This is a genomic window from Planktothrix sp. FACHB-1355 (genome assembly GCF_014748295.1).
GTDB lineage: Bacteria > Cyanobacteriota > Cyanobacteriia > Cyanobacteriales > Aerosakkonemataceae > Aerosakkonema > Aerosakkonema funiforme_A.
The window spans coordinates 17,171-39,891 of the sequence record NZ_JACJUP010000004.1; the positions used below are offsets into that span (position 1 = coordinate 17,171).

Consider the following 22,721-nt stretch of genomic DNA (forward strand, 5'->3'; position numbering starts at 1 on the left):
TTTAGTCCTCCCCTATAGTAGTTTGAACGTCTACTCGTCTCTTTCTTAACCAATAGCGGATGCCGCCTACTTCTTCATCGATTTTAGAAGTATAGTTTTTCATAGGCTTGTTTGGAGCAATTTTTTCTTTACTACCATGTCCTATCTGAAAAGATATAGTTTTTCCATCCATAGTAGTAATAGATAATATCTGTTTGTAATTCCTTCGTTGATTAGGATCTTTTTGATTTAGAGACGATCTTTCCTTGGTTTTAACAGAAACTATAGAATCGTATAGATATTCACAAGTCTCTTCATCTACAGCTGCTCCCCTTACAAAGTTCCAGTAACATTTATAGTAAGCCAGAAAATTTTCAGTTAAGAAAATACTTACAAATTCATAAACACCATATTTATACTTACCATCCAAGCCTTTTTGTTCATAAAAATCTTCTTGTCGAATTAAAAGCGCTTGGAGCGAGTTATCTAAAGACTTAGCAACTTCATCGTCTTGCAATATAAAACTTTTATCTACTTCAGAATCTGTTACTCCAACTAAAAATATAATCTCATCTTTATCTAATAGAGACTCTAGCCTCTGATCTCCTTCTGCTTCTTCTGCATTACGAGCAATTTTTAATTTCTGTAAACCTATTTTAATTAATCGTTCTTTATCTTCTTGTAACCATTCTTTTATCTGAGATTCTAAACGTTTGATCTGTGACAGCTTGAAATCGATTTCTCTCTTGTTTGACTCTTCAGCTTCCGCAATTAATCGTTTTTTTTCTTGCTCGATAGTACTAACTTGTTCCTCAGCTTCTTGAAATTCTTTCTCAAGTTTTTGTTGGCAATCATATTCATAATTATTGCGGCCACGATGGAAGGTAATGATTGAGTAATAAATTGCCAAAAATCCTATGAGAAGTCTCCCCATCTTGGAGAAAAGTAAAATAGGCAATATTACACTCAGGAAAACAATAATTACGAATTTTTGTTGATGGGGTGGTTGTTGCCTATTTAAGTATCTAAAAAATGAGAATAGTTGTTTGAAGTCCGCATCTATAACTAACGGTAAATATCTACAAAATTTGTCAAAGGAAAATGGTGGTGGGGGAGATGTTAGCCTTTCTTTTCTCTTATCTCGGTCGTGGATAGCCGAAGAAAGATATTCTTCCATTAAAAATAATTCTTCTTTTTGGCGTGTAAGTTCAGAAGTAAAACTTACTGCCGTTCCAGAATTTTGCTGTTCTAGTAAATCAAAGTATTCTTGAATAATATGTGTACGGAGACCCTCGTTACAATCCATCGTTTTCTTCCAACTTCTCTACAAATTTAGACATTTTAATATCGCCAACAAGAGAGCTTAACTTAACTGAACCAACTCTAATTTTCTCCTTGGAAGCTATCAACTCCCGTAAATAGCAATAGTAATCATCTTTTTTTAGCTTTTCTAGCCCTGGCGAACGTGCTTTGGCTCCTTTAGAAACATAATGGCAATAGTTAAGCGCTAAATCCAGACTTTTTATTTCAAGCTCAGTAAAATCAAACGGCTCCCCATTAGACTGACGTACTTTTCTTATAATATCTAAAACTTCTTGGGCATGATGGGGGCGCATTCTTTCCAAAGAACTGTATTTTTCAGAAATCCATTTCAGAAGACCTAAAAAACTGTCTTTTTGCGTTTTCTGAGTAGGCTGCTCTATTTGAATAACTTGGGTAAGATTTTCAACCTTTATGTCATTAGCAGTAACATTCTTAAAAATGCTCTGCTGAACTGGCTGGGGGTTAGGGCGATCGCTCATATTTTGGGGTTGCTAAAGCCAAATGACCGAAATTGAGGCTGTAAACTCTGTTGTAGCCGATATGACCGAACTTGGCAATTGCTGGCCCAGCATGGTAGAAATAGCCCACCAGTTTCATTCTTTCTCCCCCTGCCCCCTGCTCTCCGGCCATCAGCGCTGAGGGGAAATTTTTGCCTGGATGCACTAGATTTAGATTATCTTTAGCACAAGGATTTCAGTCAATCCCAGAAGAAACGAGGTGGCAGATACTCAGCCTGGAGAAAGCCCAAATTCAGAGATTCAGCAGGAACTGCTGAAGAATATCTCCGTAGGTAATAACCTGACTACTGGAAACATTTCACAACAGAACATTACCCACATCGGAACCCAGATTGTAAATCTGGGCAGTATGCCTCCATTAGTGGAGCCGCCACAGCTTAACCTTCCGATTGATGAACTGGTGCAACAGGTGCGTCAGAGCTACTACTACAGAATCCAGTCTGAGTGTGGCAATATGCGCTTGCTAAATAAGCAAATCCCCATCGACAACCTCTACACCGATGTTTACATCCTCGAAGAACTCCCCCATCAGCGCTTTGCCGATATTTCTGAGCGAGTGCGGGAGTTCGACCCCACCGCTGATGACTTCGATCGCTTTTATTTAGGTAAGGTGCGCTATGAACGAGTGCCTGGACTAGATATTGTTAAACAGGGCTACAAGCTAATGTGCTTGGGGGCACCTGGATCGGGTAAGACAACCTATCTGTTATATGTAGCAATTCAATCCAATCAGGGGGAACTGCTACCTGACCGAGTTCCTGTATTTATTCGTCTCATTGAGTTTGCCGAGCGGCTCGCAGAGCAGCCTGAGTTAAGTCTGCTAAACTACATTGAGCAGCTATTTTGTGCAGAAAACGTCGAACATCCGAAGGCAGCAGAAATACTGCTCCAAGAGGGTAGAGTTCTGGTACTCTTAGATGGTTTGGATGAAGTACCCAAAGCAGACAGTAAATCTGTCCTAACTCGAATTCGAGAATTTTGTCGGACATATCATAAAAACACCCTAATTGTCACTTGTCGTACTAATGCCCTCGACTACAGCTTTGGGAATTTGGGGTTCACTGAAGTTATAGTAGCGGACTTTAACCAAAAGCAGATTGAAATATTTGCCCACAAGTGGTTTATGGCATTTGCCAGGAATGACACAGAAGCTGGGAAAGCCAGAGCTAAGCAGTTTATTGAAAAGCTCCAGCAGCCTGAAAATAAGCGCATTCGTGATTTAGCCGTCACGCCGATTTTGCTCAATCTCACGTGCCTGGTGTTTCAGGATATAGGTAACTTTCCCTCAAACCGAGCAAAACTATATCAGCAAGGGCTGAACACTTTGCTAAAGGAATGGGATTCTTCCAAAGGTGTTCAACGGGAAGAACTGTATGGCAACCTATCTGTCAAGGATAGAGAAAGGCTATTAACTCATGTTGCATTTACTACTTTCACCCAGAACCGTTACTTTTTTGAGCAGACTGAAATCGAGGAATATATTAATGGCTATCTTCGCACGTTAAACGCTAATCAAGAGGATATATCCCAACAAGATAGCGAAGCAGTGTTAAGATCGATAGAAGTGCAGCATGGACTATTGGTAGAACGAGCCAGGGAAATTTATTCATTCTCGCATCTGACCTTTCAAGAATATTTTACAGCCAAGGATTTTGTTAATAGTTCTGGTCAACAAAATTGGATAAATTTAGCTACTTATGTCAATCAAAAGCGTTGGCGTCAAGTCTTTTTGCTGGCATCAGGGATGATGCCGAGTGCTGATGCCTTGTTGTTAGCAATGAAACGCGAAATTCAAAAAATTTTAGCTTCAGATAAGGTCTTGCAACAGTTTACAGAGTGGCTACAACAAAAATATAGTTCCATAAATGTTCCTTGCAAGCCAGCGGCTATTAGATTTTTTTGCTTTTCCCTTGGCTTCAACGTCGATTTGCACCTCGATCTCGATCCTTCACACCCTATATATTTTGACCCTGCTCCTTATCCTGATTTGGCTGCCGACCTCGATCTTGCCTACGCTCTTGAAGTTGCTCTTAAAAATTCCCGCACCCACGACCAGTCTGATATGTCAAATGTAGATCTTGATACTGCCCGCAAGTATATGCTTAACCTTAATCCAGAGCTAGGGGAAGTACTGCAACAACTAAAAAACCAGCTACCTGACCAAAAAGGTGACCAGGAAATATACAAACAATGGTGGCAAATTAATGGTAAAGCCTGGATTGAACAATTAAGAAATGTAATAATTAAATATCGCTATATTGGTCATGATTGGCAGTTCAGCAACAAGCATAAAGATAGGGTTCAGGAGTATTACGATGCTAACAAATTGCTGGTGGATTGTCTCAATAGTAGTTTTGTACTAAGTGATGAGGTAAGACAAGAAATTGAGGAAAATTTGTTGTTTCCAACTGCTGAGATAGGGAACTAAAGCAATGAGCATTCATCAAGCAATCTTCCTATCTAATATCGAAAATAAAAATGTTTACTACATTTAGTTTAGCCCTAATATATACTATAGCCCGCTAGCAATTTACTGTTGGCATTAATTTAAAATATTATGTATTTTTATAATCCAAATTTATTTGAAAATTTTTTATTCACCGCATAGAATGCAGTTTATGAGCGCTGACGCGCCGATATTAACAGTAGATTTCCCGATTTATTGTTACCTAAAATGAGCCACTTTTCCACGATAAAAACTACCCTGTCCAATCGACAAGCGCTTCAAGAAGGACTCAAAGCTCTTTTGGAGAAAATAGGAATTACTCCAGAGATTGAAAGTCACGAAAATCCAGTACCTCTGATTAATGGGTACGATACCGCCGATCGACAAGAAGCCAACATTATTATCCGACGCACACAGCTACAAGGCTTAATTGACATTGGCTTTCGCTGGAATCCTGCTCAAAACTGCTACGAAGCAGCGATCGATCCTTGGGATTTTAACAGAAATCTTCTAGGCAATCATTTTGAAAATGTGGAAGATTTTCTAGAACAAGTGCAAGTAGCACATAACGCCGCTTTCATCAACATCCACTATCCCGCACATCTTTGGTCACAAGAAACCATCACCGCATCAGATGGAACTATGACCACCACTCTCACCAAAAAAGTTGACCTTTACGCTTAGATAAAACTAATGTCAGAACCAACCAAAATCAAGATTACTCAACGCAAAGGACAACCATTAGAAGTGGAAGTCCTCAACGTAACTGGCGATTCTTGCACAGAAATAACAGCACCTCTCAATCAACTTGGTATTTCTCAAACTCAGCTAAAAGAGGAATATTTTGAGTCATCCGTTTCTGTAGATACAACCACTGAAATCCATCTCTAAATCAGAATTTCTTTGCTGCTACGGGATTGGGCTATTTACCAATCCCTATTTTCTTACGGGCTTTCAAATATGTTTGATACCGACCAACTTTGTATTTGGCTGAGGGCTGGAATCGCTACCGTTACGGTCGATACTCCAGCCGCTTCTGAACCCGCCCTAGTCGATAAAATTGTAGTAGATTTACACCAACGCTACAAAACCATTCTCCAATGGGACTGCGGACATCAATTTCTGACATTGACTCCAGTAACCGAGAGAAATATCATCACTAGAATCGATAAATCTACTACCAATGGAGTCAAAGTTGAAGCTCATCCTATCGTGACCTTCATCAAGCACCTGGAAAGCCTCATCAATGAAGACGCCAATCCAACTCTGATTATCGCGAAGGATTTCCTAGAATTCATTGCTAAACCCGATTCGAGGAGAGATTGGATTAGGTTGGCTCAAGATTTGTTCTTTGACCTCAAGCGTTCTCCGCATCGCTTGATTCTGATCCACCAAGGGTTAAACATTCCTAACTACTTTAAAGATTTAGTTTGGGAAATGTCTAATCCACTGCCTAATGAATCGGAAGTAGAACAAATTAAGCAACACAAACTTGCCAGCCTTGGTGCTAATGCCAGACAGAAAAATATTACCTTTGAGATGACCTTGTGCGATCGACAGCTTGGACATCTCACTCGTGCTTTGCAAGGAATGACCCCAGAAGGGATCGAGGATATTTTGCAAGTAGCTGCCATCTCTCACCGGGGCATCAATCCTCAAGCAATTGACCAAATGCTTGAAATTAAAAAGCAGCACTTGGCAGCTAAAGGTGTCAGCTTTGCACCACCACCCGACGTACCAGTTCAGGGACTTCCAGCAATTACCACTTGGGCTACCCTACAATTACCGCTGTTAGACAGCACCGCCCGCGCTGCCCATAATCTGGAAAAGCCCTCAAATATTCTCTGCGTGGGCGTTTCAGGTACAGGCAAATCTCTGTCTGTGAAAGCTTTAGCAGCTAGTTGGGGCATTCCCTGTCTCACTCTGGATATGGGGAAACTGATGTCCAAAGAACTCGGAAGTAGTGAAGCTAACCTGAGAAACATTTTGCAACAAGCAGAAGCACTTGCACCTTGTCTGCTTTGGATTGATGAAATGGATAAGCAGCTAACTCAACGTTCCTCTGATACCGATGGGGGTACTACCGCTCGTATGGTAGGAACATTGTTAACTTGGTTAGAAGAGAATAAGGCGGATGTCATAGTCGCCGCGACAGCGAATCGTCCTTGGGGATTTTCTAAGGAGATGTTGCGAAGATTCAAAGTGTTTTATGTGGACTTGCCCGACTGCCAAACTAGAGCAGAAATTTGGAAAGTGCAGTTGGAACATTATCTGATTGAAGCAGAAAGTGAATCTATTCAGCTATTAGCAGAAAACTCTGTTAGTTATACTGGGGCTGAAATTCGTAACATTGTCAAAGAAGCTGCGACTGAGGCATTTGCTAATGGTTTTCCCAGAGTGGTAAATTGCTTGAGCTTGGTAGCCCTCCTCAACCGCAAGCCCGCCCAGTTTCGCAATGATACGGAAGAACTCGAAGCCCTGCGCCAATGGGCTACATCGGGTGGGGCGGAACTAGCAGCGCCGATTGAGCAGCTGGGTCAAGTCTTAAACCTCGATCGCAATGGTAATATTCAAAGGGAAATTTCCTGGCAATAAACGCCAATTTTCCACGCTTCTATCAACATACCACAATCTCATCAAAAAAGCTCCCAGCTTTCCACAAAAGCTTGGGAGCTTTTATAGGATGAAAAACATGAAAAATCGTCGTTACCGATTTAACCGAGCCACTGGCAAAATTTACCAAGAGAGTTACAGCAGTTTGATAGAGATTCCCGACTATTTGGATGCTGTTATTCTCCATGCTACTCCCCCAGTCTACGGACAACCATTTCCCAATCAGCCTGCTCAGAATTGGATTAATCTGTGCTTTTTGGATCGCGAACTTTCTTGGAGTTTTGCTTTGCTCAACAGTGGGCAATCTGAGGCTTTACGACCCTTTCTCAATTACAAAACTCAACAAAAGGATTTACTCAATTATCTCACTCGCATTAGTTTAGTTCCCCAGCGATCGAGAAGTGGAAACCATTGGTATGCTTATGCTTTTGAAGCATTACCTTTACCCGACAGGGTAAATCCCTTAGAAATTCTTCATGGCCACTCAGGATTACCTTTGATTGACCCAAATATCTCACTTGATTTTCCTGAACCGGAGAGCGATCTGCAACAACTAAAAACCCTTAACTCTCCTCAAGTTGAGGTCAAGTTTTCCGACAGCCGAAGCAATTTTCTTAATTGGTATTAATCAAGTTTACTACTGCCATACTACAGAAGCGAGGTATGGCAGTTTTTTATAAGAATTAATTGCGCTGACGCGCCACTAAAAATGGTTCACAGCGTCTCCCAAAAAAACAAATGTATCTCACTAATTCTCCCGAATACTTTAACTCAAAAACTCTGCCCAGAAAACGGTTAACTGCTCAAGCACTTTCCAACTTACTTAAATGTCCTGTTTGGGATGGAGCCTACCCACAATTTCTTTTGAAACGAACTGGCGAACTATGGCTGCAACAGTTATTCGATGGCAATTTGCCAACTATCTTATTTCTGGACTTTTCGCAGAATGTTAATTATCGAACACTGTTAAAACTGCTAGAAAAGTTCCACAACAAGCAAGTGAAAATTACTGTCTTAGCCTACATTCCCAAAACCATTCAAAGCGGCTCTGTTCCTGCCACAATATTCAATTTTTAGACCTTGCCCTCCGCCGTCTTAAAACAGCTTAGCCCCAAGATTTATCTTGGGTATTCCATGAAAGTCCCCTGAAAGATTAAAGATTTTTAAATTGTTATGAACTATCTGCGCCTCAATGCAGAAGATTTATTCCACCTGGAAACTTCAGGATGCCTCTATTCCCGTGAAATCATTAACCCAGTATCGGCCCAAGCCAGATGCTTGGGCGAACAATTCCATTTAATTATGCAGCAATCATTAATGGATATAACCATTGATTCGCTGCTCGATAACCATCCTCAATTAAAGCAATGGTTCTCCCAGTTGCAATTGTTAGCTCCCGAAATATGGAGCCAAGAAACGAATACCTGGAAGACTCATTCGCATCGGAGTGAGTATTTCTATGACAACGTAATTCTCGTCTCTAATTTCGACCTGCTTATCTATGGATACGAGCAACTCGAAGTTGTTAACTGGACAACAGATACCCAGTTTAATTTGACACAAGAAGATTGGTATTGGAGAACTCAGTTGGATTTGTTCCTTATGGCACAAACTGATACCTATTACCCCGAACAAATTCGACTTACCTACTGGCTTCTTAACTACCCAACGCATCCCATCAAAATTTCTATCCACTACTCTTCTCAAGCTTTGTTAGCTTTCAAAACCCAACTGGCTCAAACTCTGTCCAAGCTTTCAGTCGTGTTATCAGAAGTATCTGTAGCAAGTGGGAACAACGGAAATAACCAGCATGACCAGAATCCTTTATCTACATTAACACTTGGCGATTGCACGCAGCCGCAATTGTGTCCCAAAGAAATCGCAGTTCCAAAGCCTGTTCCAGAAGCCAGCGCCACAGGAGAAGACCCTCTGAACCAATTTCTTTCAGGGAAATTATCGCTCAAAGAATACATAGACTCCGTTCCCGAAGTGGAGCTTTAGATTGCACAAACCATGACTTCCATTACTCAAATCAACTGCCAAAAGGTTCATCTAGGAGATGGATGGCATTTAAATGTCCTCTCCAAATCTATCGCCACCATCACCGATTCAAAAGGAAATAGGAAAACATCGTACTTCGGCTTCAATACTAAAGAGGAAGCTGCACAATTTATGGCACAACATCGCTCGCAAGTATCAGCGGCGATAGTTAGAGAAAGCCAACGACTCTCCCAGTGTGCTTGGGAATGCAAAGTTTGGCAATGTCCGACTGAACTAATTTTGTCGCAATTCAATCAACAACAACCATAATTTGCCTGTTAAGATAGCCATTTTCCGAATTAAAAAGGCTGTATTTGATCTAGCCTTTTTTTACTCAATTTATTCTTTAGAGAGCGCTGACGCGCCATATAAAGGTCAATGAGAATACATTTGTACCATGAGTTCTATCGATAACGAAACCAAACTGCGTCGTGCAACTGAAAAACTAATTCGCTCGATTCGATTAGCAATTCAAGAAGCTACTCCCAAAGAAGCTTTGGCTGTCTGGAAATTGATGAAATCCCTAGAAATTCGGCGAAATACTCCCAATCTCACTGATGCACAAGTAGGAACTTTGTTAACTATGCTTGCCAAAGAATCCGGTGCTGATATTATTGAGGCGGAGTTGAATTCTAACTCCTCAATTACCCTAACTCCAACTCAGTTTGAAGAACCTGCGCTTGCTAGCTCTAACAATCGCAAGGGAAACAGCCGATAATTATGGCCGAAAAAAAGGGGGGAAAGCCTCCCATTTCAATGGGAATCATCAAAAAAATTTTCCGAATTAGAGCTTCCACCCTTTCAAGGCAGAGCCAATCCTCTCATCCAAAATCTAAAATCCAAAATCGGATGACAACTACGCCAATTAAACCCGTCAAAGAAACCTTAGATGACCTAGAACAACAGCTTGAACTGCTAACACAATATCTAGAGTCAGATAACCCAGAAGAAAGAGCCATAGCTTCAGCAATTTTTGAGGAATTGGAACCTGTTCTAGAACAAAAAATTGATAGCTATGTTGCTCGCATCAATTGTCTCAAAGCTAATCGGGATTTCCGACAATCAGAATCGCAACGCATTGCTTCTTTAGCCAAACAAGATTCGACAGCGATTACATGGCTGACAGATAAGCTTTTGGGATTCATGGAACGCCGTTTAGAACAGTTAGGTGAACGCGGACGCAAGCTAGAGGGAAAACTGAGCAAAGTATCTCTTTGTAATAATGGTGGAAAACCTCAAGTATGGATTAACCCAGAATTAAAGCCTGAAGAATTTCCACATAGATACGTGAAACTTGTTCCCACGCTGGATACTGAGCAACTTAGAGAAGATACAGTCGCTTCTGATACAGGGGAAATCTATGATAGTAACGGTCGTTTGATTGCTAAACTCATACCAAGAGGAAAGCATCTTCGCCTTACTTAGGCTTCATCAATTTGGCTCTTAACTCTGGTTGTCCAGGCTGCTTGTAAGCCTGGACAGTTTTTATACAAATGCCACCTAAATTTTATGCGGTACTAGGAAAGTCAGATACTCTATCTATTGGGGGAAAGAGACAAGGAATTTGGGAATTTATTGAGAAGCAAAATCAACCAAATGGCTGGTTAATTTCTCTATCCAATAAGCCAGCTTTGTTTCCACCGTCACCCATACCAATTTTTTGGGATTGTAGCGCGATTCGTTATAGCCGCCTCAATTTTCCTCAACTTGGAAATTCCTTGGTAACTCCTTTATTCTGCATCAATCAATATCTAAAGCTCAAAGCTAAAGCTGGGGATTTTATAACCTGTCCTGACCACATTCTGTTACCTGGTACTAACTTAGAGTTTCGCCGTCAATTTAACTTAAAATGTGCAAAGGAATTCATCGTTTTAGCCAAAACGCATTTATCGTTCTGCCGACCTTTGGCAACAATTCATGGCGTAAGTATTGAGGAGAGAGCTAGGAACGCGGTTAGGCTGTATGAACTAGGATATCATGCGTTCGCTATTGGAGGTTTAGCCATTAATGCTAGCCAAAAAAATAGGAATATTACAATCATTCGAGCTATCCGAGAAGCCTTACCTCTTAGTTGTCATATCCATGTGTTTGGTTTATGTTCTCCTGATTACTTGAGAGCTTTCGCTCAAATAGGTATCAATTCTTTCGACGGAGGTTCTTGGCTACGGGAAAGTTTCTTAGGGTTCTTCTACGAAGCGAGAGAGAATAAGTTAATCAAGCACAGAGTTCCCCAAAATTTATTAAGTAATTTGGCAATCCCTTTATGTTATTGTCGCATCTGTGAAACCTTAAGAAATTCAGGTATAGAAACTAGAGCGATGGGAAGTCGAGCGGCTAACTTAGGAAGAGCGATTCATAATCTGGGGGAATTGATTAAAATCCATCAGCAAGCCTTTATAACCAAATGATTCATTAACTATCCTAGTTGTAACCATGCGAATCTTTAAACAAGTGAGCTATGTAGAAATGCCACAGGGATGGCAAACTTATGTATTTCCTGTTTACGGCGGTTTTAGGCGCTACAAGCTGCTCAAAACTCTAACGGAACTTGAGCAAGCTAAAGAAAACTGTGTTCGACAAGGGTGGAAAATGACCAATGCAACTTCTTTGGTTAATAAAATGAACTGTTTTTCAATTCAAAATTCATAACTCCCAAATTAAAAAACCAACCTCATGGACTTACTTCTATTTGGGTTTGTGGGTTCGTGTAATTTTGAATGAGAGGATTTTGCTTTTGAATTGTTGAACGCGCTGACGCGCCATTCATGGCGACGTACTGCTATCAAAAGTTTGTCATTATGTCACAAAAAACATCAGCTTCTCTATCCACTTCAACTCCCTTATTTTTGTCAAAAACGATAACCTCTACGCCGCACTCCAGAGAATGTGGTCACACCTCAAACGCCGCAGAAGAAAGGGAGGATAGAGAAAAAGAATGGTATGAACAGTGGGACTACTCTCATATCGGTGATACCGACATCGATTTGCATTATTGATTAATTATGATTCGCCAACAACTCATCTGTGATGTTTCCCCGAACAGCCTGGTAAATTCTTTTGATAATCCAGGTTTCAAAAGCTTGGTTATATTTGATAATCAGGAATACCTGGAAATCCAATTTACCCAAGGCTCTCTGAAACAATTAACAGAAATTATCGCTCATCTGACTCGACTGCAACAGCTTCTCGTTGAGTCGAAAAAACAAGACATCATCACCCAGTTGAACTCCCTAAATTTACCTGTTTTCATTCCCAACAACCCTGAGAAACCTACATCAATTGTGGCTGGTGACTCAGACGAAGAGATTCCATTCTAGTAGCCGAGATTTTTCCTTGATTAGCCATAAAATCAGGGAATTTCTCTGCTCATCATTCGGATCAAAGCGCTGACGCGCCACTTCGGGATTAACAATTTATCCATAAATCAGTGAAAGACAAAGCATCTCAATTAAACCAACCTGTTCCTGAAACACATAGCGCTACTCCAACAGCACTGGAAACTCCAGAAATCGAATTAGAACGGGATGAGTTTGCTGACCCCATTTACCTCGACCCTAATGCCAAATTACCGCGTATCCAGGCATTGCGGGGTACGACTCCCAAACTGTGCGGCTACTTCGTTCCCACTGACCAAATGGCGAAAGCTGGGTGGTTCAATTTTGATGAGAAGTTACTTACTACCTATACGTTCGAGATTACTGGGGTTGAGGAACAAGGGTTTCTCACACCTTCCCCCCGAATGCTGGTGTGTCCTAGAACTCCTACTTTAGCTTACGATCGCAAGGCTAGCAAAGATTCAAAGCAATTGGTAGTTGTGGGGCGTTATTCACCAGAATACAAGGATGAGGAGAATATCGGTAATACTCAATACTTTGAGGTGATCTTGCTTGATGACAAGAATCAACCATTACATCAAGTTCCATTATCCTACCGAGCTAGCGGTGCTAACCAAGCTACCTTCGCTACCCACTGGCAGGCTTTTATCGATGAAATGACGGCTTGCCATGCTATCAGTAACCGCATCGCTGCCAGGGGTAAGAATAATCTTTTCAAGTGCTTGTGTGTATTTTGTTTCACTACAGTACGGGAACTAGCGGGGACAACGCAGAAAAGCCCTGCCTGTAAAGTAGCTAGCCACGAGGTTCCTAGTTTGGAAACTTGGAAGCATTATTTTGTGGGACTCAATCAGGAGCGCAAACAGGAGGTCTGGGAAGCTTTGCAACCTGCTCAGCCTCTGATTGTACCAGGTCTTCCGGGTAACACTAGCTCAATGCCTCAACTGCCACCTGCTCAACCGCAAACTCAGGGAAGTCGATAGGTAGCTTAGCTTGGTTCTTTATCGATTTTGGCTTAGCCAGACACGATATCACCCCTGGTTTCAGCCCACATTTCCTTTATCCATTCTGAGTTTTTGGAGTGGATAAAGCCTTTCATTTCCTACACTAAATTCAACTCACTACCATGAAATTCTCTTGTACTGCCAAGCAATTCAATGCAGCACTCGATACAGTCATGGGTGCAATACCCAGTAAACCAAATCATCCCATTCTTGCTAATGTTCTCCTCAAAGCATCTAACGAAAAATTAGAAATTGGCGCTTTCGACCTCAGTTTGGGTATCACTGCACATTTGGAAGCATCTGTTGAGTTTGAAGGTGCTTTTACACTTTCAGCTAAACATCTGTCCAATATTATTTCCACTTTACCAAAAGAGGAAGAACTGTCGTTTACTATTCGACCAGATAAACAGGAAGCTACATTAACCTGTTCTGGCAAACGCTACAATTTTCGAGGTATGGCGGCATCCGAATTTCCTCAATTACCGACCATAGAGCCATCTACAGGTAATTCTGCTACATTGACTGCCAGTGTCTTAGCGCGTGGATTGAAAACTACTTTGTTTGCCACAGCGTCGGATGAAACTCGGTTAGTTCTTACTGGTGTTAGGCTAACATTGTCAGGAGAGCGCGTGGAATTCGCTGCTACTAATAGCAAATCTCTGGCTGTCGTTAAAGATTCTATCCATACTAATGGTGAAAAACCAGAGCCTCCGCCTGAAAAGAAAACTAAAGGCAAAAGGAAATCTCCAATTCCTGAGTCAAGTAGTTTAGCTATCACTGTTCCCAAAAGTGCTTTGAAAGAGTTGCAGAAGCTTTTGGGTAATCCTACAGAAAGCAAGGATGATTTTCCAGTTGAACTGCACTTCAATGATAGCCAAATTATGTTTAGTGGGGCTAACTTTACTTTGGTTTGTCGCGCCTTGGCTGGCAGTTATCCTGATTATCACCAATTAATACCATCTTTGTGGAGTCGAGAAGTTTCTGTCAGTTCTCAACAAATATTGGCAGCAGTGACTCGTCTTGCTACTTTTGACAAGCACAAAGTTATTCGCTTCGTTCTTAATTCAACTGAACAAGTGGTTTCTCTGTATGTGGAAGGAAAAGATATTGGCTCTGGTGCTGAATCTTTACCTGCTTTAATTAAAGGTGAGGATTTACAAATTGGGTTTGATGCTGATGTTCTTATCCCTGCTATTAAAGCTATCCCTTCTTCTGAGTTGCGTTTTTCATTTAATGAACCCAATTATCCTGCTACTATCAATTTACCGGATAGTACTCTGTCTTCTGCTACAGTTTTAGTGATGCCTGTTGAACTTGGTGGCGAATCTCCAAAACCTGAGCGTTCAGCACGACGGAAGTTGTCTTCTGAAACTTCACCAGGAGAAATTAAAGAATCAGAAGTAATTGAAGATGAAGCATTGTCAGATGAGCCATTGTCAGCACCAATTATGGAAATAGAATCAACAACAGAAGAAGCAAAAGAAGCTGACTTAGAACTGGCTGCACTGCCAATGTAAAGCACAGGTGACTGCTAGGGTATGTTTTCTGAACTTTTTAGGGTATCTTTTCTGAAAAATATACCCTAAAAAACTATGGCCGATGGGCTAGAACCATTTCTATATATAGTAGATAGAAGGCTTTCGCTGGCTACCAGGAGTTTTTAGGGTATAAAAACTCGATTTTATACCCTAAAAGGCTATACGCTATGAGCCAGAACCATTGCTTTATATAGCATATAGGAGGTTTTGGCTGGCTCGCTGGAGTTTTTTAGGGTACAAAAATCGGTTTTTATACCCTAAATTTAGGGTATGTTGTCGCTGAAACATACCCTAAAAAATTTTGGGCCATGAGCTAGAACCGACTCTTATATAAGGGTGCTAGGTATTATTGCTCCCATTGGGCTGTTTTTAGGGTATATAAACCTGAATTTATACCCTAAATTTAGGGTAAGTTTCGACGGCTTTTGTACCCTAAAAGGCTATGGACAGTGACTTAGAAAGACTGCTGGATGCCGCTTTGCAACTACCTCGCCCGGATTTGGAGAAGTTGCACGCCATCATCGGTGGATTGCTGGAAGCAACTGAGCGGTCAAATCAGCCGATACCAGGGGAGAGACGGGGCAGGATTGAGTGGAAGACGATACCCAATAAGAAGCAGGGCAAAGAATATGGCCCTTATCCTTATTTAAGGTATTGGAAAGATGGAAAGCTCAAATCTAAGTATTTGAAAGATTTACCGTCTCATTTCAACGAGCCTTAATTAGGGTACAAAATCTGCCAAACATACCCTAAATCCTCAATTTTGCATTTTAAATTTTGAATTGTTATGTATCAACCATTTCACCAAAAGTACCGCCCGCAGATTTTAGCTGATTTAGTGGGTCAAAATGCGATCGCAACTGCCCTTACCAATGCTATCAATTCTGGGCGCATTGCGAGTGCCTATCTGTTTACTGGGTCAAGAGGGACTGGTAAGACCTCATCTGCCCGCATTTTAGCCAAATCCCTCAATTGTTTGGAAACGGATAGCCCTACAGCGTCTCCTTGCGGTCGCTGTTCCTCTTGTCGAGACATTGCTCATAGTGCTGCTATCGATGTGTTAGAACTCGATGCAGCCAGTAATAATGGGGTTGACCAGATTCGAGAAATCTGCATGGGGGCGCACTTGACTCCAGTGCAGGGTCGCTATAAAGTATATACGATCGACGAAGCTCATGGATTGAGTGGTGCAGCGACTCAGGCTCTTTTGAAAACCCTTGAGGAACCCCCTCCCAATGTGGTGTTCATCCTGTGTACTACGGAACCTCAAAAGTTACCAAATACTATCATTTCTCGCTGCCAACGCTACAACTTTCAACGCATTAGTTTGGATGCTTTGGTCGCACATTTGAAAACCGTTGCTGAAGTTGAGGGTGTAGTAATTGATGAAGTTGCTATGGGTTTAGTGGCACAATTAGCTACAGGAGGGTTACGGGATGCGCTTTCGTTGTTGGAACAGCTTAGTTTACTAGAACAGCCAATCACAGCCCAGTCAGTATGGGAGTTGGTGGGTGCTGTACCAGAGCAAGAATTAGTGGAATTGGTAAGAGCGATCGCATCTGATGAAGAATGGGATACTATCAATATAATTCGCACCATCCTCAATTCTGGTAAAGAACCATTGGTGGTTCTTCAGAATTTAATTGAATTCTACACCAAAATGCTGATTGCTCTCACTACTACTGATAGTCAGAGCGATTCATTGTTATTAGAAGGAGCATCGAAAGAATGCAAACAATTAGCTATCTCGTTGGGTCGCAGTACCATTTTAGCTTCTCAACAGCATCTGAGAAATTGTGAAGCCCAAATCAAATCTTCTACCCAAGCTTGGCTATGGTTAGAAGTTGCTATTTTGGGATTACTACCTGGTGCTATGCACAGTGTGGGCAATCCCCAGGTCAATGCTACATCGCAAGTAATATCCACAATTGGAACATCACAAATAGCTTCACCAACGTCTGCTGGGGTTCCTAATAGTAACATCTGGCAAACTGTGCTAGCTAAAGTTCCTCCGGCGCTTAAAGTGTTGCTTTCTCAACATGGCTCATTGGCTAGTTTCTCAGAGGACACTGCTACTGTATTTGTCAAAAGTGCTGCTTTGAAACCAAGGGTGGATAGCCAAATTGCTGCGTTGGAATCAGCATTTAGTTCTGTTACTTCTAGACCGATTAAAGTTTCTGTGTCTAGCTAAATAGTTTCTTGATTTTAGCTGGGGAAAATAATTAGCTCGTGTCCCGTGGTATTAGTTATGTAATCTCATTTTATCTGTTACATAGATAAGGAATAGATAAGAAGAGAAATATCTATGTCTCCTCCAGAGAGGTGAGAGCTTACATCTGCGTTTATCTGCGTTTATCTGTGTTTCATCTGCGGTAAAATAATCCGTTCTATTCTCATCAAAAACCTGATATTGCTCTTAGATTACCAATGCGTACCGGACATAGTATTACAACATTCCCCACTAAATCAAGTATATTATACTGGGAGCCTGTCTATGGCTCTCAAGCTGTCATATTCTCTGGCTTTCTTCTAGGCAAATTTTGCTAGTTTCCATAAATAAGGACAAGGTTAGTTTTACCATACTATTGTACAATAGCAATCCCAATACTTGAGAAATTAGCTAATATAATAGTATGGGATTGGTAGATTTAGCGATCGCAAATTTCAAATAGGTGTTTTCATGCCACAATATTTCCAATATAGTTTATTTCTGCAACAAGAAGAAGAACTTCAATCCAACATTGTTCTGCTCGATAACCCCCAATTTCCTCAACTTCTCCAAGGGTGGAAACAAGCTAAAAGATTTGGGTTTGATTTAGAAACTTTTGGCAATTCAGGGGAACCAGACAGCGCTCTTGACCCCAATACTGGAGAAATTCGCCTGATTTCTATAGCCGTTCCTATAGATAATAGGGTGCGGGTGTTATTAATTGATAATGGTTTCTATAATGAGCAAAGAGCAGAAATCGAACGACAACTTCAGTCGTTGGGATTCTGGGAAACTTTGGCAGAAAGATTAGCTAATCCAACGGTGGAAGTTGTGGGTCATTCTTTGGATTTTGAACAACAGTGGATGTTGGCGAAGTATGGCTTTAAAATTCGCTGTATCCGCGATACTAAGTTGATGAGTCAGGTATATTGGGCTGGTTTAGATCCTTGGCTGGATAAAGTTAACAATAAACCGCATTCTTTGGCTTATGTTTGTCTGCGTCTTGGCATTGATATAGATAAAACGGAACAAAAATCTGAATGGGGTTGGGGAGATAAGGGGGGTGGGGAACTGAGTAATAACCAGTTGAATTATGCAGGTTTAGATGCTGAAGTAGTTCTGCAAGTACATGACAGACTTGAGCCTTTATTGAAGAAAATAGGTGTGTGGAATTCCTATCTGGCTGAATGCAATGCTTCACCTGCTTTTGCACAGATGGCTTATTATGGAATGCCTGTGAATGAGGCGGTTTTGAATAGTGTTACCGTGCAGTATGAAAAGGCTTATCAGGATTTGCTGAATAAGTTGGGTTCTACTTTTCCTGAAGCGGTTTCTTATCTCTATTCAAGTAAGGAATTACCGAAGTTGATTAATGGTAAATTTAAGTTGAAGTTAAGTCAGGTGAATGCTGATTCTTTGAGTAAGTATTGGGATATTCCAGAACTTAGGTTGATTTCGGTGATTAAGACTACTAAGACTTATCTGGATTATTTGGCTAATCTCAAGGAATCTTTGCGGGATGGATATGTGCGTTCTCGTTATACGCAAATTAATCGGGCTGCTTTTGGACGCAGTAGTAGCCAACATCCTAATTTGCAAAATCCTCCTAATCCTAGTAATTTCCCTAGCGAGTTACAGGCTTATAATTTGCCTGCGATTAGAACGGTTTTCGTGGCGCATCCGGGTACTAGCTTGATTGTTTCTGACCTCTCGAAAGCACATACTAGGATTGCTTGTGAGGCTTCTGGTGATGCACAGTTAACTAAGCGGTTGAATTCGGATACTCAAGAAATCTTTTGTTCGATTGCTGCGGCGATCGCATTTATTCAAGGTCTCGGTTATGATTGGACTGAGGATAATATTCGCCTCTGGGTTAAGGATAAATCTCATCCTAATCATCAGATGGCGGCGATGTTGCGGGCTGTTAGTAAGAACGTGCATTATGGGTCGATGAATTTGCAGGGTTTTAAGACGCTTCAGAAAACGATTAGGACGGGTAGTGGGATTAGTTTAACTGATAAGGAGGCGCAGTCGAGTCAGTCTGGTTGGAAGAGAACTTATGCTGGTGTTGCTGCTTTTTGTCAGAAAATTATTAAAGAGGCTAGTTGCACTTTGCCGTTGGTGTTGGGGATTGAGGGGATTAAGGGGCGTACTAAGTTTGGATTGGGTTATGTGCGTTGTTTGACGGGACGTGGGGTGTTTCTTCCTTTGTATCCGCAAGAGTTTGGGAAAGGTGCGTCTGTTTCTGTCAGAGGGCCGGATGCGACGGCGGCTTTCTGGACGATGGCGGAGGCTGATATCATTAAGATGGCTTTGGGTGAGATTATCGATCGCTTTGATTGTCATCCTGAGTATGGGGCGCATATTGGGAATATGGCCCATGATGAGGTGGATGCGATCGCACTCTCTGATTATGCTGTTGAGGTGGCTGCTGTTATCCAAAGTTCGATGCGTTGGGCGATGAGGCAATTTATTCACTCTATCCCGGTGGATGAGGGGGAAACGCCTGAAAGTTTGATTTGTGATTCTTGGGCGCAGAAATGATTGGGGAGTGGTAAAAGCGATCAACCCGACCTCTCATATCGTGTCCGGCTAAAGACTTATCATAAAGACCGCAGGAGGTTCTCTTGCACAGAGAGGGGGCAGGGGGAGAGTGCGTCAAAACGTTATCTTCCCCCAATCCACTGTGATATGAGACAATAGTTAGTTGGTTGGTTAGGTTTCGGACCACAGTTTACAAGATCGGCTTGAGCACTCTTATGTCTGCAAAAGACCTATTCCATGAAGCTGTAAAACGGGGTCTGGAGAAAGAGCAATGGATTATCACCGACGATCCTTTAGAATTAGAATGGGAAGAAGTCAAGGTCAAAATCGATCTAGCGGCTGAACGGTTGCTTGCAGCAAAACGGGGTGAAGAAAAAATTGCTGTTGAGATTAAAAGCTTTATTGGGACTTCAGCAATTAGCGATTTTCATACAGCTTTAGGGCAATTTCTTAACTACCGCGTTATGCTGGAAGCAAAAGAACCCGATCGTCAACTTTATTTGGCCATACCACTAGAAACTTATGATACTTTTTTTCAAAGCCAATTTGCTCAAACGGTCAAACAAAGATATCAACTCAAACTAATTGTTTACGAACCAATAAATGAGGAGATCTTGCAATGGATAAACTAGAGTTTTATCGTTCCTGCATCCAAACTATCCTCTCAAAGCATAGCCAATATAAATCCCGTGACGAAGATATAGAAAGCCAACTATTTTTTGACCCAGTGCGGGATCGCTACCAACTCATGCGTGTCGGCTGGAAAGGCTTAAAGCGAATCTATTACACTGTCTTACATTTCGATATCAAAGACGGCAAAATTTGGCTTCAGCAAAATACCACTGATATCGATGTTGGTGAAGAACTATTGTCTATGGGTATTCCCAAAGAAGATATTGTTTTGGGGTTACATCCTCCCTACAAGCGTCCTTACACGAACTATGGTGTTGCTTAAAACCTTACAATTAAGTTACGTCTTCTGAAAATGACAAATGACTCCTAAAAAGAACCCTAGTTTCTCACTACTTTGGCTAATTCAAGCAGTGACTTTAGTAAGAAGTTAGACCCCTTATTCTGAACCCTTCGTTAAATGGTTGCTATATTTGCTAATTCTTCAATAGAGTCGAGCGACTCTATTGACTCTATTAATCCTGCCATTTGTAACAAACGATCTGATTGATTACGGGTGTATAATGATAAAATATTTCTTGCTTGTTCAATCGGAAAAACTTTTTGCCAAGCCAATAATTCTCTTTGGATTCCCGCTAATTCTAATAAAAACTCTTTGGGAACATTGGTAGCGCACCACTCAATCATTAATGCCGCTTCCCGCAAGAGATGATTAGTTAATAAATCATGTTTTTCAACAATTGCTCGACTGGAAATTGTCGCAAGGGTTGAGGCTAAATTGCCTAATTGTTGTTGCCAGTCTAAGTTTATGAATCTCTCGTATAATTTTTGGCGTTCCATTAACTGACCTCCAATAAATGACGTACAATCGTTTCTATTCTCTGTTTCAAATCGGCATTTTGAATTTCCATTGACCGATTTTGCTGCCGAGGACGGATATTAATTAAGGATTCAAACCCAACCTCTTTAGTTTCTGGATACCAGTCAGCACCCCAAATATTCACCTGTTGGCTGCCATCTTCTAATAAAGCTTGTTCGCAGTCTGCATGAAGTTCTCCTCCCCCAGCAATAATCTCTCGTACTACATCTACTGCTAGTTTAACCCTCAGTCCAAAATAAGTCTCTGCCATCTGATTGATTTGTTCTGGGGTAGCAGAGTCGCGGATAATCAGTAGCATAGTTTAAAGCTGTGTAAGAAGTAGGGTAGTAAAATTCTTTGAAGCAATATAGATTTGTCATCACTACTGTAGCAAGCATTAAATCCATATATTTAATAATTTTATCATACTTGACTGCGATAAATATTCCGCTTTAAGATTTTTTTACTCCTACATCTGCTACCCACCAATCAAATTCTTTATGCAGTTGCTTTAATTGTTCCTCTTCATCACCAAAATTACTAACTGTTTGATTAACATTTTGTTGCCTTTGAACAGCCCGAAATGCTTCTACGATTTCTTGCAGCATAGAAATTTGTTGTAGGCTTAAGCCTGTGACATCTATAACTTCTGGTTTCATAGGTTCTCCATCACAAAAACAATAAAAGTGCGCTGACGCTGCCATTGGGAATGATGAATTCTCTGGCTGCTAATGTACTCTAAAAGATTCTCTCTTGACGAGAGGCAGATTGACTCTTTGAAGAAATATAGATTTGGCGTTGCTACTGTAGCTGGCATTAAATCCATGAGATTTAACAATTTTATCATGCTTGACTGGGATACGCCACATCGAGGTGAAGTTTACCAAAATCTCAAACAACTTTGCCACGAAAATCCTGAAGAACTTTGGGCTATCTACGATACATTTGCTGGCGTTCATGCCTTCCGATTGAATTGTACCGAACTACCCACTTCTGCTCATAGCATTGCCTTAGCTTATAAGCTAGATGCAGACATTCGCTATGTGGAACTTTGCATAGGAAGAAACCTTTGGTCAGCACGCATCGCCCCCAAACCTGGTAGAAGCGGAGATTTCATCTATTTCAAAGGTTTTGTTGGCACAGGAACTGCCCTACCAAAAACTCAATGGCTCTTGCAGATTCACCACAATTTACTAATCAAGTATGGGCTAACTACACCTCATAAAAAGAGTCCAAGTTCCTCACTACTTCGACAAATTCAGTTAGTGGCTTAATTGTCAAGCTTAGACCCGGTTATTCCGGGTCTTTTTTTATCAAATTCTTGCCAGCATTGAAGTTAGAGAACTATTTGCTTTTCTAAATTTTATTGTATGTTAGCGCTGACGCGCCAAATATTAGCAACATCAGGCATAAATAATGTCAAATTCACATCCCTCCCTATTTGAATTGTCTCCCCAAATCCAACCAGTTTCAGATTCTTTTAAAAAGATGACGAATCTGCTACTGGAAAATGGAGCTAACAAAGAAGTGATTGCTACCATGTTAGAAATAGCTCAATTTTCTATCCATCACGTTCGCTGGTTAGCTGGGCCAGTAATTGTGCATCAATCTCTTTGGATGGAAACGTTACCTAAATGGCTGATAGAAGCCGTTCATCTAGACAGATTGGAGCAAATTTTCCAA

Annotated in this window: 27 protein-coding genes and 1 pseudogene; 22 read left to right on the top strand and 6 right to left on the bottom strand. The window is 41.2% G+C overall.

Annotation, left to right across the window (positions count from 1 at the left end; genetic code table 11):
• Position 1 precedes the first annotated feature (1 nt).
• Genes H6S82_RS00820 through H6S82_RS00830 form a run of 3 tightly spaced genes read right to left on the bottom strand, consistent with a single transcriptional unit; the run spans position 2 to position 1,932 of the window.
• Positions 2 to 1,285, bottom strand: a complete 1,284-nt coding sequence (locus H6S82_RS00820) for a hypothetical protein (RefSeq protein WP_191055944.1) — start codon at positions 1,283 to 1,285, stop codon at positions 2 to 4.
• Positions 1,275 to 1,781: a hypothetical protein gene (locus tag H6S82_RS00825; protein ID WP_190462385.1), complete on the bottom strand. Its 507-nt coding sequence runs from the start codon at positions 1,779 to 1,781 to the stop codon at positions 1,275 to 1,277. The genes H6S82_RS00820 and H6S82_RS00825 overlap by 11 nt, the downstream gene beginning before the upstream one ends.
• On the bottom strand, positions 1,765 to 1,932 hold the full coding sequence (locus H6S82_RS00830; RefSeq protein WP_191055945.1) for a hypothetical protein: 168 nt from the start codon (positions 1,930 to 1,932) through the stop codon (positions 1,765 to 1,767). The genes H6S82_RS00825 and H6S82_RS00830 overlap by 17 nt, the downstream gene beginning before the upstream one ends.
• An 87-nt stretch (positions 1,933 to 2,019) precedes the next feature.
• On the opposite strand from H6S82_RS00830, the gene H6S82_RS00835 reads away from it, so the two are divergent.
• The 20 genes from H6S82_RS00835 to H6S82_RS00930 all read left to right on the top strand — a co-directional run bounded on the left by H6S82_RS00835 (position 2,020) and on the right by H6S82_RS00930 (position 20,504).
• Positions 2,020 to 4,248, top strand: coding sequence for an NACHT domain-containing NTPase (locus tag H6S82_RS00835; RefSeq protein ID WP_190462387.1), 2,229 nt, complete (start codon positions 2,020 to 2,022; stop codon positions 4,246 to 4,248).
• A gap of 246 nt (positions 4,249 to 4,494) precedes the next feature.
• The gene (locus H6S82_RS00840; RefSeq protein WP_190462389.1) at positions 4,495 to 4,950 is read left to right on the top strand and encodes a DUF1257 domain-containing protein; all 456 of its coding nucleotides are present in this window, start codon (positions 4,495 to 4,497) and stop codon (positions 4,948 to 4,950) included.
• Between the two features lie 9 nt (positions 4,951 to 4,959).
• Complete coding sequence (locus H6S82_RS00845; protein WP_190462392.1) at positions 4,960 to 5,157, top strand: DUF2997 domain-containing protein; 198 nt, start codon at positions 4,960 to 4,962, stop codon at positions 5,155 to 5,157.
• A 69-nt stretch (positions 5,158 to 5,226) separates the two neighbouring features.
• Positions 5,227 to 6,861: an AAA family ATPase gene (locus H6S82_RS00850; RefSeq protein WP_190462394.1), complete on the top strand. Its 1,635-nt coding sequence runs from the start codon at positions 5,227 to 5,229 to the stop codon at positions 6,859 to 6,861.
• Positions 6,862 to 6,958: 97 nt separating this feature from the next.
• Complete coding sequence (locus tag H6S82_RS00855) at positions 6,959 to 7,507, top strand: hypothetical protein (RefSeq protein ID WP_190462396.1); 549 nt, start codon at positions 6,959 to 6,961, stop codon at positions 7,505 to 7,507.
• A 110-nt stretch (positions 7,508 to 7,617) separates the two neighbouring features.
• Positions 7,618 to 7,956, top strand: a complete 339-nt coding sequence (locus tag H6S82_RS00860) for a hypothetical protein (protein ID WP_190462398.1) — start codon at positions 7,618 to 7,620, stop codon at positions 7,954 to 7,956.
• A 96-nt stretch (positions 7,957 to 8,052) separates the two neighbouring features.
• Positions 8,053 to 8,880 carry a hypothetical protein gene (locus H6S82_RS00865; protein ID WP_190462400.1) on the top strand — a complete coding sequence of 276 codons (828 nt, stop codon included), beginning with the start codon at positions 8,053 to 8,055 and terminating at the stop codon, positions 8,878 to 8,880.
• A 12-nt stretch (positions 8,881 to 8,892) separates the two neighbouring features.
• Positions 8,893 to 9,189: a hypothetical protein gene (locus tag H6S82_RS00870; RefSeq protein ID WP_190462401.1), complete on the top strand. Its 297-nt coding sequence runs from the start codon at positions 8,893 to 8,895 to the stop codon at positions 9,187 to 9,189.
• A gap of 127 nt (positions 9,190 to 9,316) precedes the next feature.
• Positions 9,317 to 9,637 (top strand): hypothetical protein, encoded by a 321-nt coding sequence (locus H6S82_RS00875; RefSeq protein WP_190462404.1) that lies wholly within the window; start codon positions 9,317 to 9,319, stop codon positions 9,635 to 9,637.
• A 131-nt stretch (positions 9,638 to 9,768) separates the two neighbouring features.
• Positions 9,769 to 10,344, top strand: coding sequence for a siphovirus Gp157 family protein (locus tag H6S82_RS00880; protein ID WP_190462406.1), 576 nt, complete (start codon positions 9,769 to 9,771; stop codon positions 10,342 to 10,344).
• 68 nt (positions 10,345 to 10,412) lie between these two features.
• Complete coding sequence (locus tag H6S82_RS00885; protein WP_190462408.1) at positions 10,413 to 11,327, top strand: hypothetical protein; 915 nt, start codon at positions 10,413 to 10,415, stop codon at positions 11,325 to 11,327.
• Between the two features lie 25 nt (positions 11,328 to 11,352).
• Positions 11,353 to 11,568, top strand: a complete 216-nt coding sequence (locus tag H6S82_RS00890) for a hypothetical protein (RefSeq protein WP_190462418.1) — start codon at positions 11,353 to 11,355, stop codon at positions 11,566 to 11,568.
• 353 nt (positions 11,569 to 11,921) lie between these two features.
• Positions 11,922 to 12,236, top strand: a complete 315-nt coding sequence (locus tag H6S82_RS00895; RefSeq protein WP_190462420.1) for a hypothetical protein — start codon at positions 11,922 to 11,924, stop codon at positions 12,234 to 12,236.
• 110 nt (positions 12,237 to 12,346) lie between these two features.
• Positions 12,347 to 13,237: a DUF5895 domain-containing protein gene (locus H6S82_RS00900; protein ID WP_199315127.1), complete on the top strand. Its 891-nt coding sequence runs from the start codon at positions 12,347 to 12,349 to the stop codon at positions 13,235 to 13,237.
• Positions 13,238 to 13,380: 143 nt separating this feature from the next.
• Positions 13,381 to 14,775: a DNA polymerase III subunit beta gene (gene dnaN, locus H6S82_RS00905; protein ID WP_190462422.1), complete on the top strand. Its 1,395-nt coding sequence runs from the start codon at positions 13,381 to 13,383 to the stop codon at positions 14,773 to 14,775.
• Between the two features lie 463 nt (positions 14,776 to 15,238).
• Positions 15,239 to 15,517, top strand: a complete 279-nt coding sequence (locus tag H6S82_RS00910) for a hypothetical protein (RefSeq protein WP_190462424.1) — start codon at positions 15,239 to 15,241, stop codon at positions 15,515 to 15,517.
• Between the two features lie 66 nt (positions 15,518 to 15,583).
• Positions 15,584 to 16,987, top strand: coding sequence for a DNA polymerase III subunit gamma/tau (dnaX, locus tag H6S82_RS00915; RefSeq protein WP_190462425.1), 1,404 nt, complete (start codon positions 15,584 to 15,586; stop codon positions 16,985 to 16,987).
• Positions 16,988 to 17,476: 489 nt separating this feature from the next.
• Entirely contained in the window at positions 17,477 to 19,549 is a 2,073-nt protein-coding gene (locus H6S82_RS00920; RefSeq protein ID WP_191055946.1) for a DNA polymerase, read from the top strand.
• A 215-nt stretch (positions 19,550 to 19,764) separates the two neighbouring features.
• Complete coding sequence (locus H6S82_RS00925; RefSeq protein ID WP_190473999.1) at positions 19,765 to 20,181, top strand: XisH family protein; 417 nt, start codon at positions 19,765 to 19,767, stop codon at positions 20,179 to 20,181.
• Positions 20,169 to 20,504 carry a XisI protein gene (locus H6S82_RS00930; RefSeq protein WP_190473997.1) on the top strand — a complete coding sequence of 112 codons (336 nt, stop codon included), beginning with the start codon at positions 20,169 to 20,171 and terminating at the stop codon, positions 20,502 to 20,504. The genes H6S82_RS00925 and H6S82_RS00930 overlap by 13 nt, the downstream gene beginning before the upstream one ends.
• Before the next feature lie 131 nt (positions 20,505 to 20,635).
• On the opposite strand, the gene H6S82_RS00935 is transcribed toward H6S82_RS00930, so the two are convergent.
• From H6S82_RS00935 to H6S82_RS00945, 3 genes are all read right to left on the bottom strand, one after another.
• Complete coding sequence (locus H6S82_RS00935; protein ID WP_190473996.1) at positions 20,636 to 21,019, bottom strand: hypothetical protein; 384 nt, start codon at positions 21,017 to 21,019, stop codon at positions 20,636 to 20,638.
• A complete protein-coding gene (locus tag H6S82_RS00940; protein WP_190473993.1) occupies positions 21,019 to 21,357 on the bottom strand; it encodes a DUF5674 family protein in 339 nt (112 codons plus the stop codon). Before H6S82_RS00940 ends, H6S82_RS00935 begins: the two co-directional genes overlap by 1 nt.
• 133 nt (positions 21,358 to 21,490) lie before the next feature.
• Positions 21,491 to 21,697 carry a hypothetical protein gene (locus H6S82_RS00945; protein WP_190473992.1) on the bottom strand — a complete coding sequence of 69 codons (207 nt, stop codon included), beginning with the start codon at positions 21,695 to 21,697 and terminating at the stop codon, positions 21,491 to 21,493.
• A gap of 165 nt (positions 21,698 to 21,862) precedes the next feature.
• On the opposite strand from H6S82_RS00945, the gene H6S82_RS00950 reads away from it, so the two are divergent.
• A complete protein-coding gene (locus tag H6S82_RS00950; RefSeq protein ID WP_190473990.1) occupies positions 21,863 to 22,312 on the top strand; it encodes a hypothetical protein in 450 nt (149 codons plus the stop codon).
• A gap of 214 nt (positions 22,313 to 22,526) precedes the next feature.
• Positions 22,527 to 22,721: pseudogene (locus tag H6S82_RS00955) on the top strand (hypothetical protein); the annotation flags it as partial.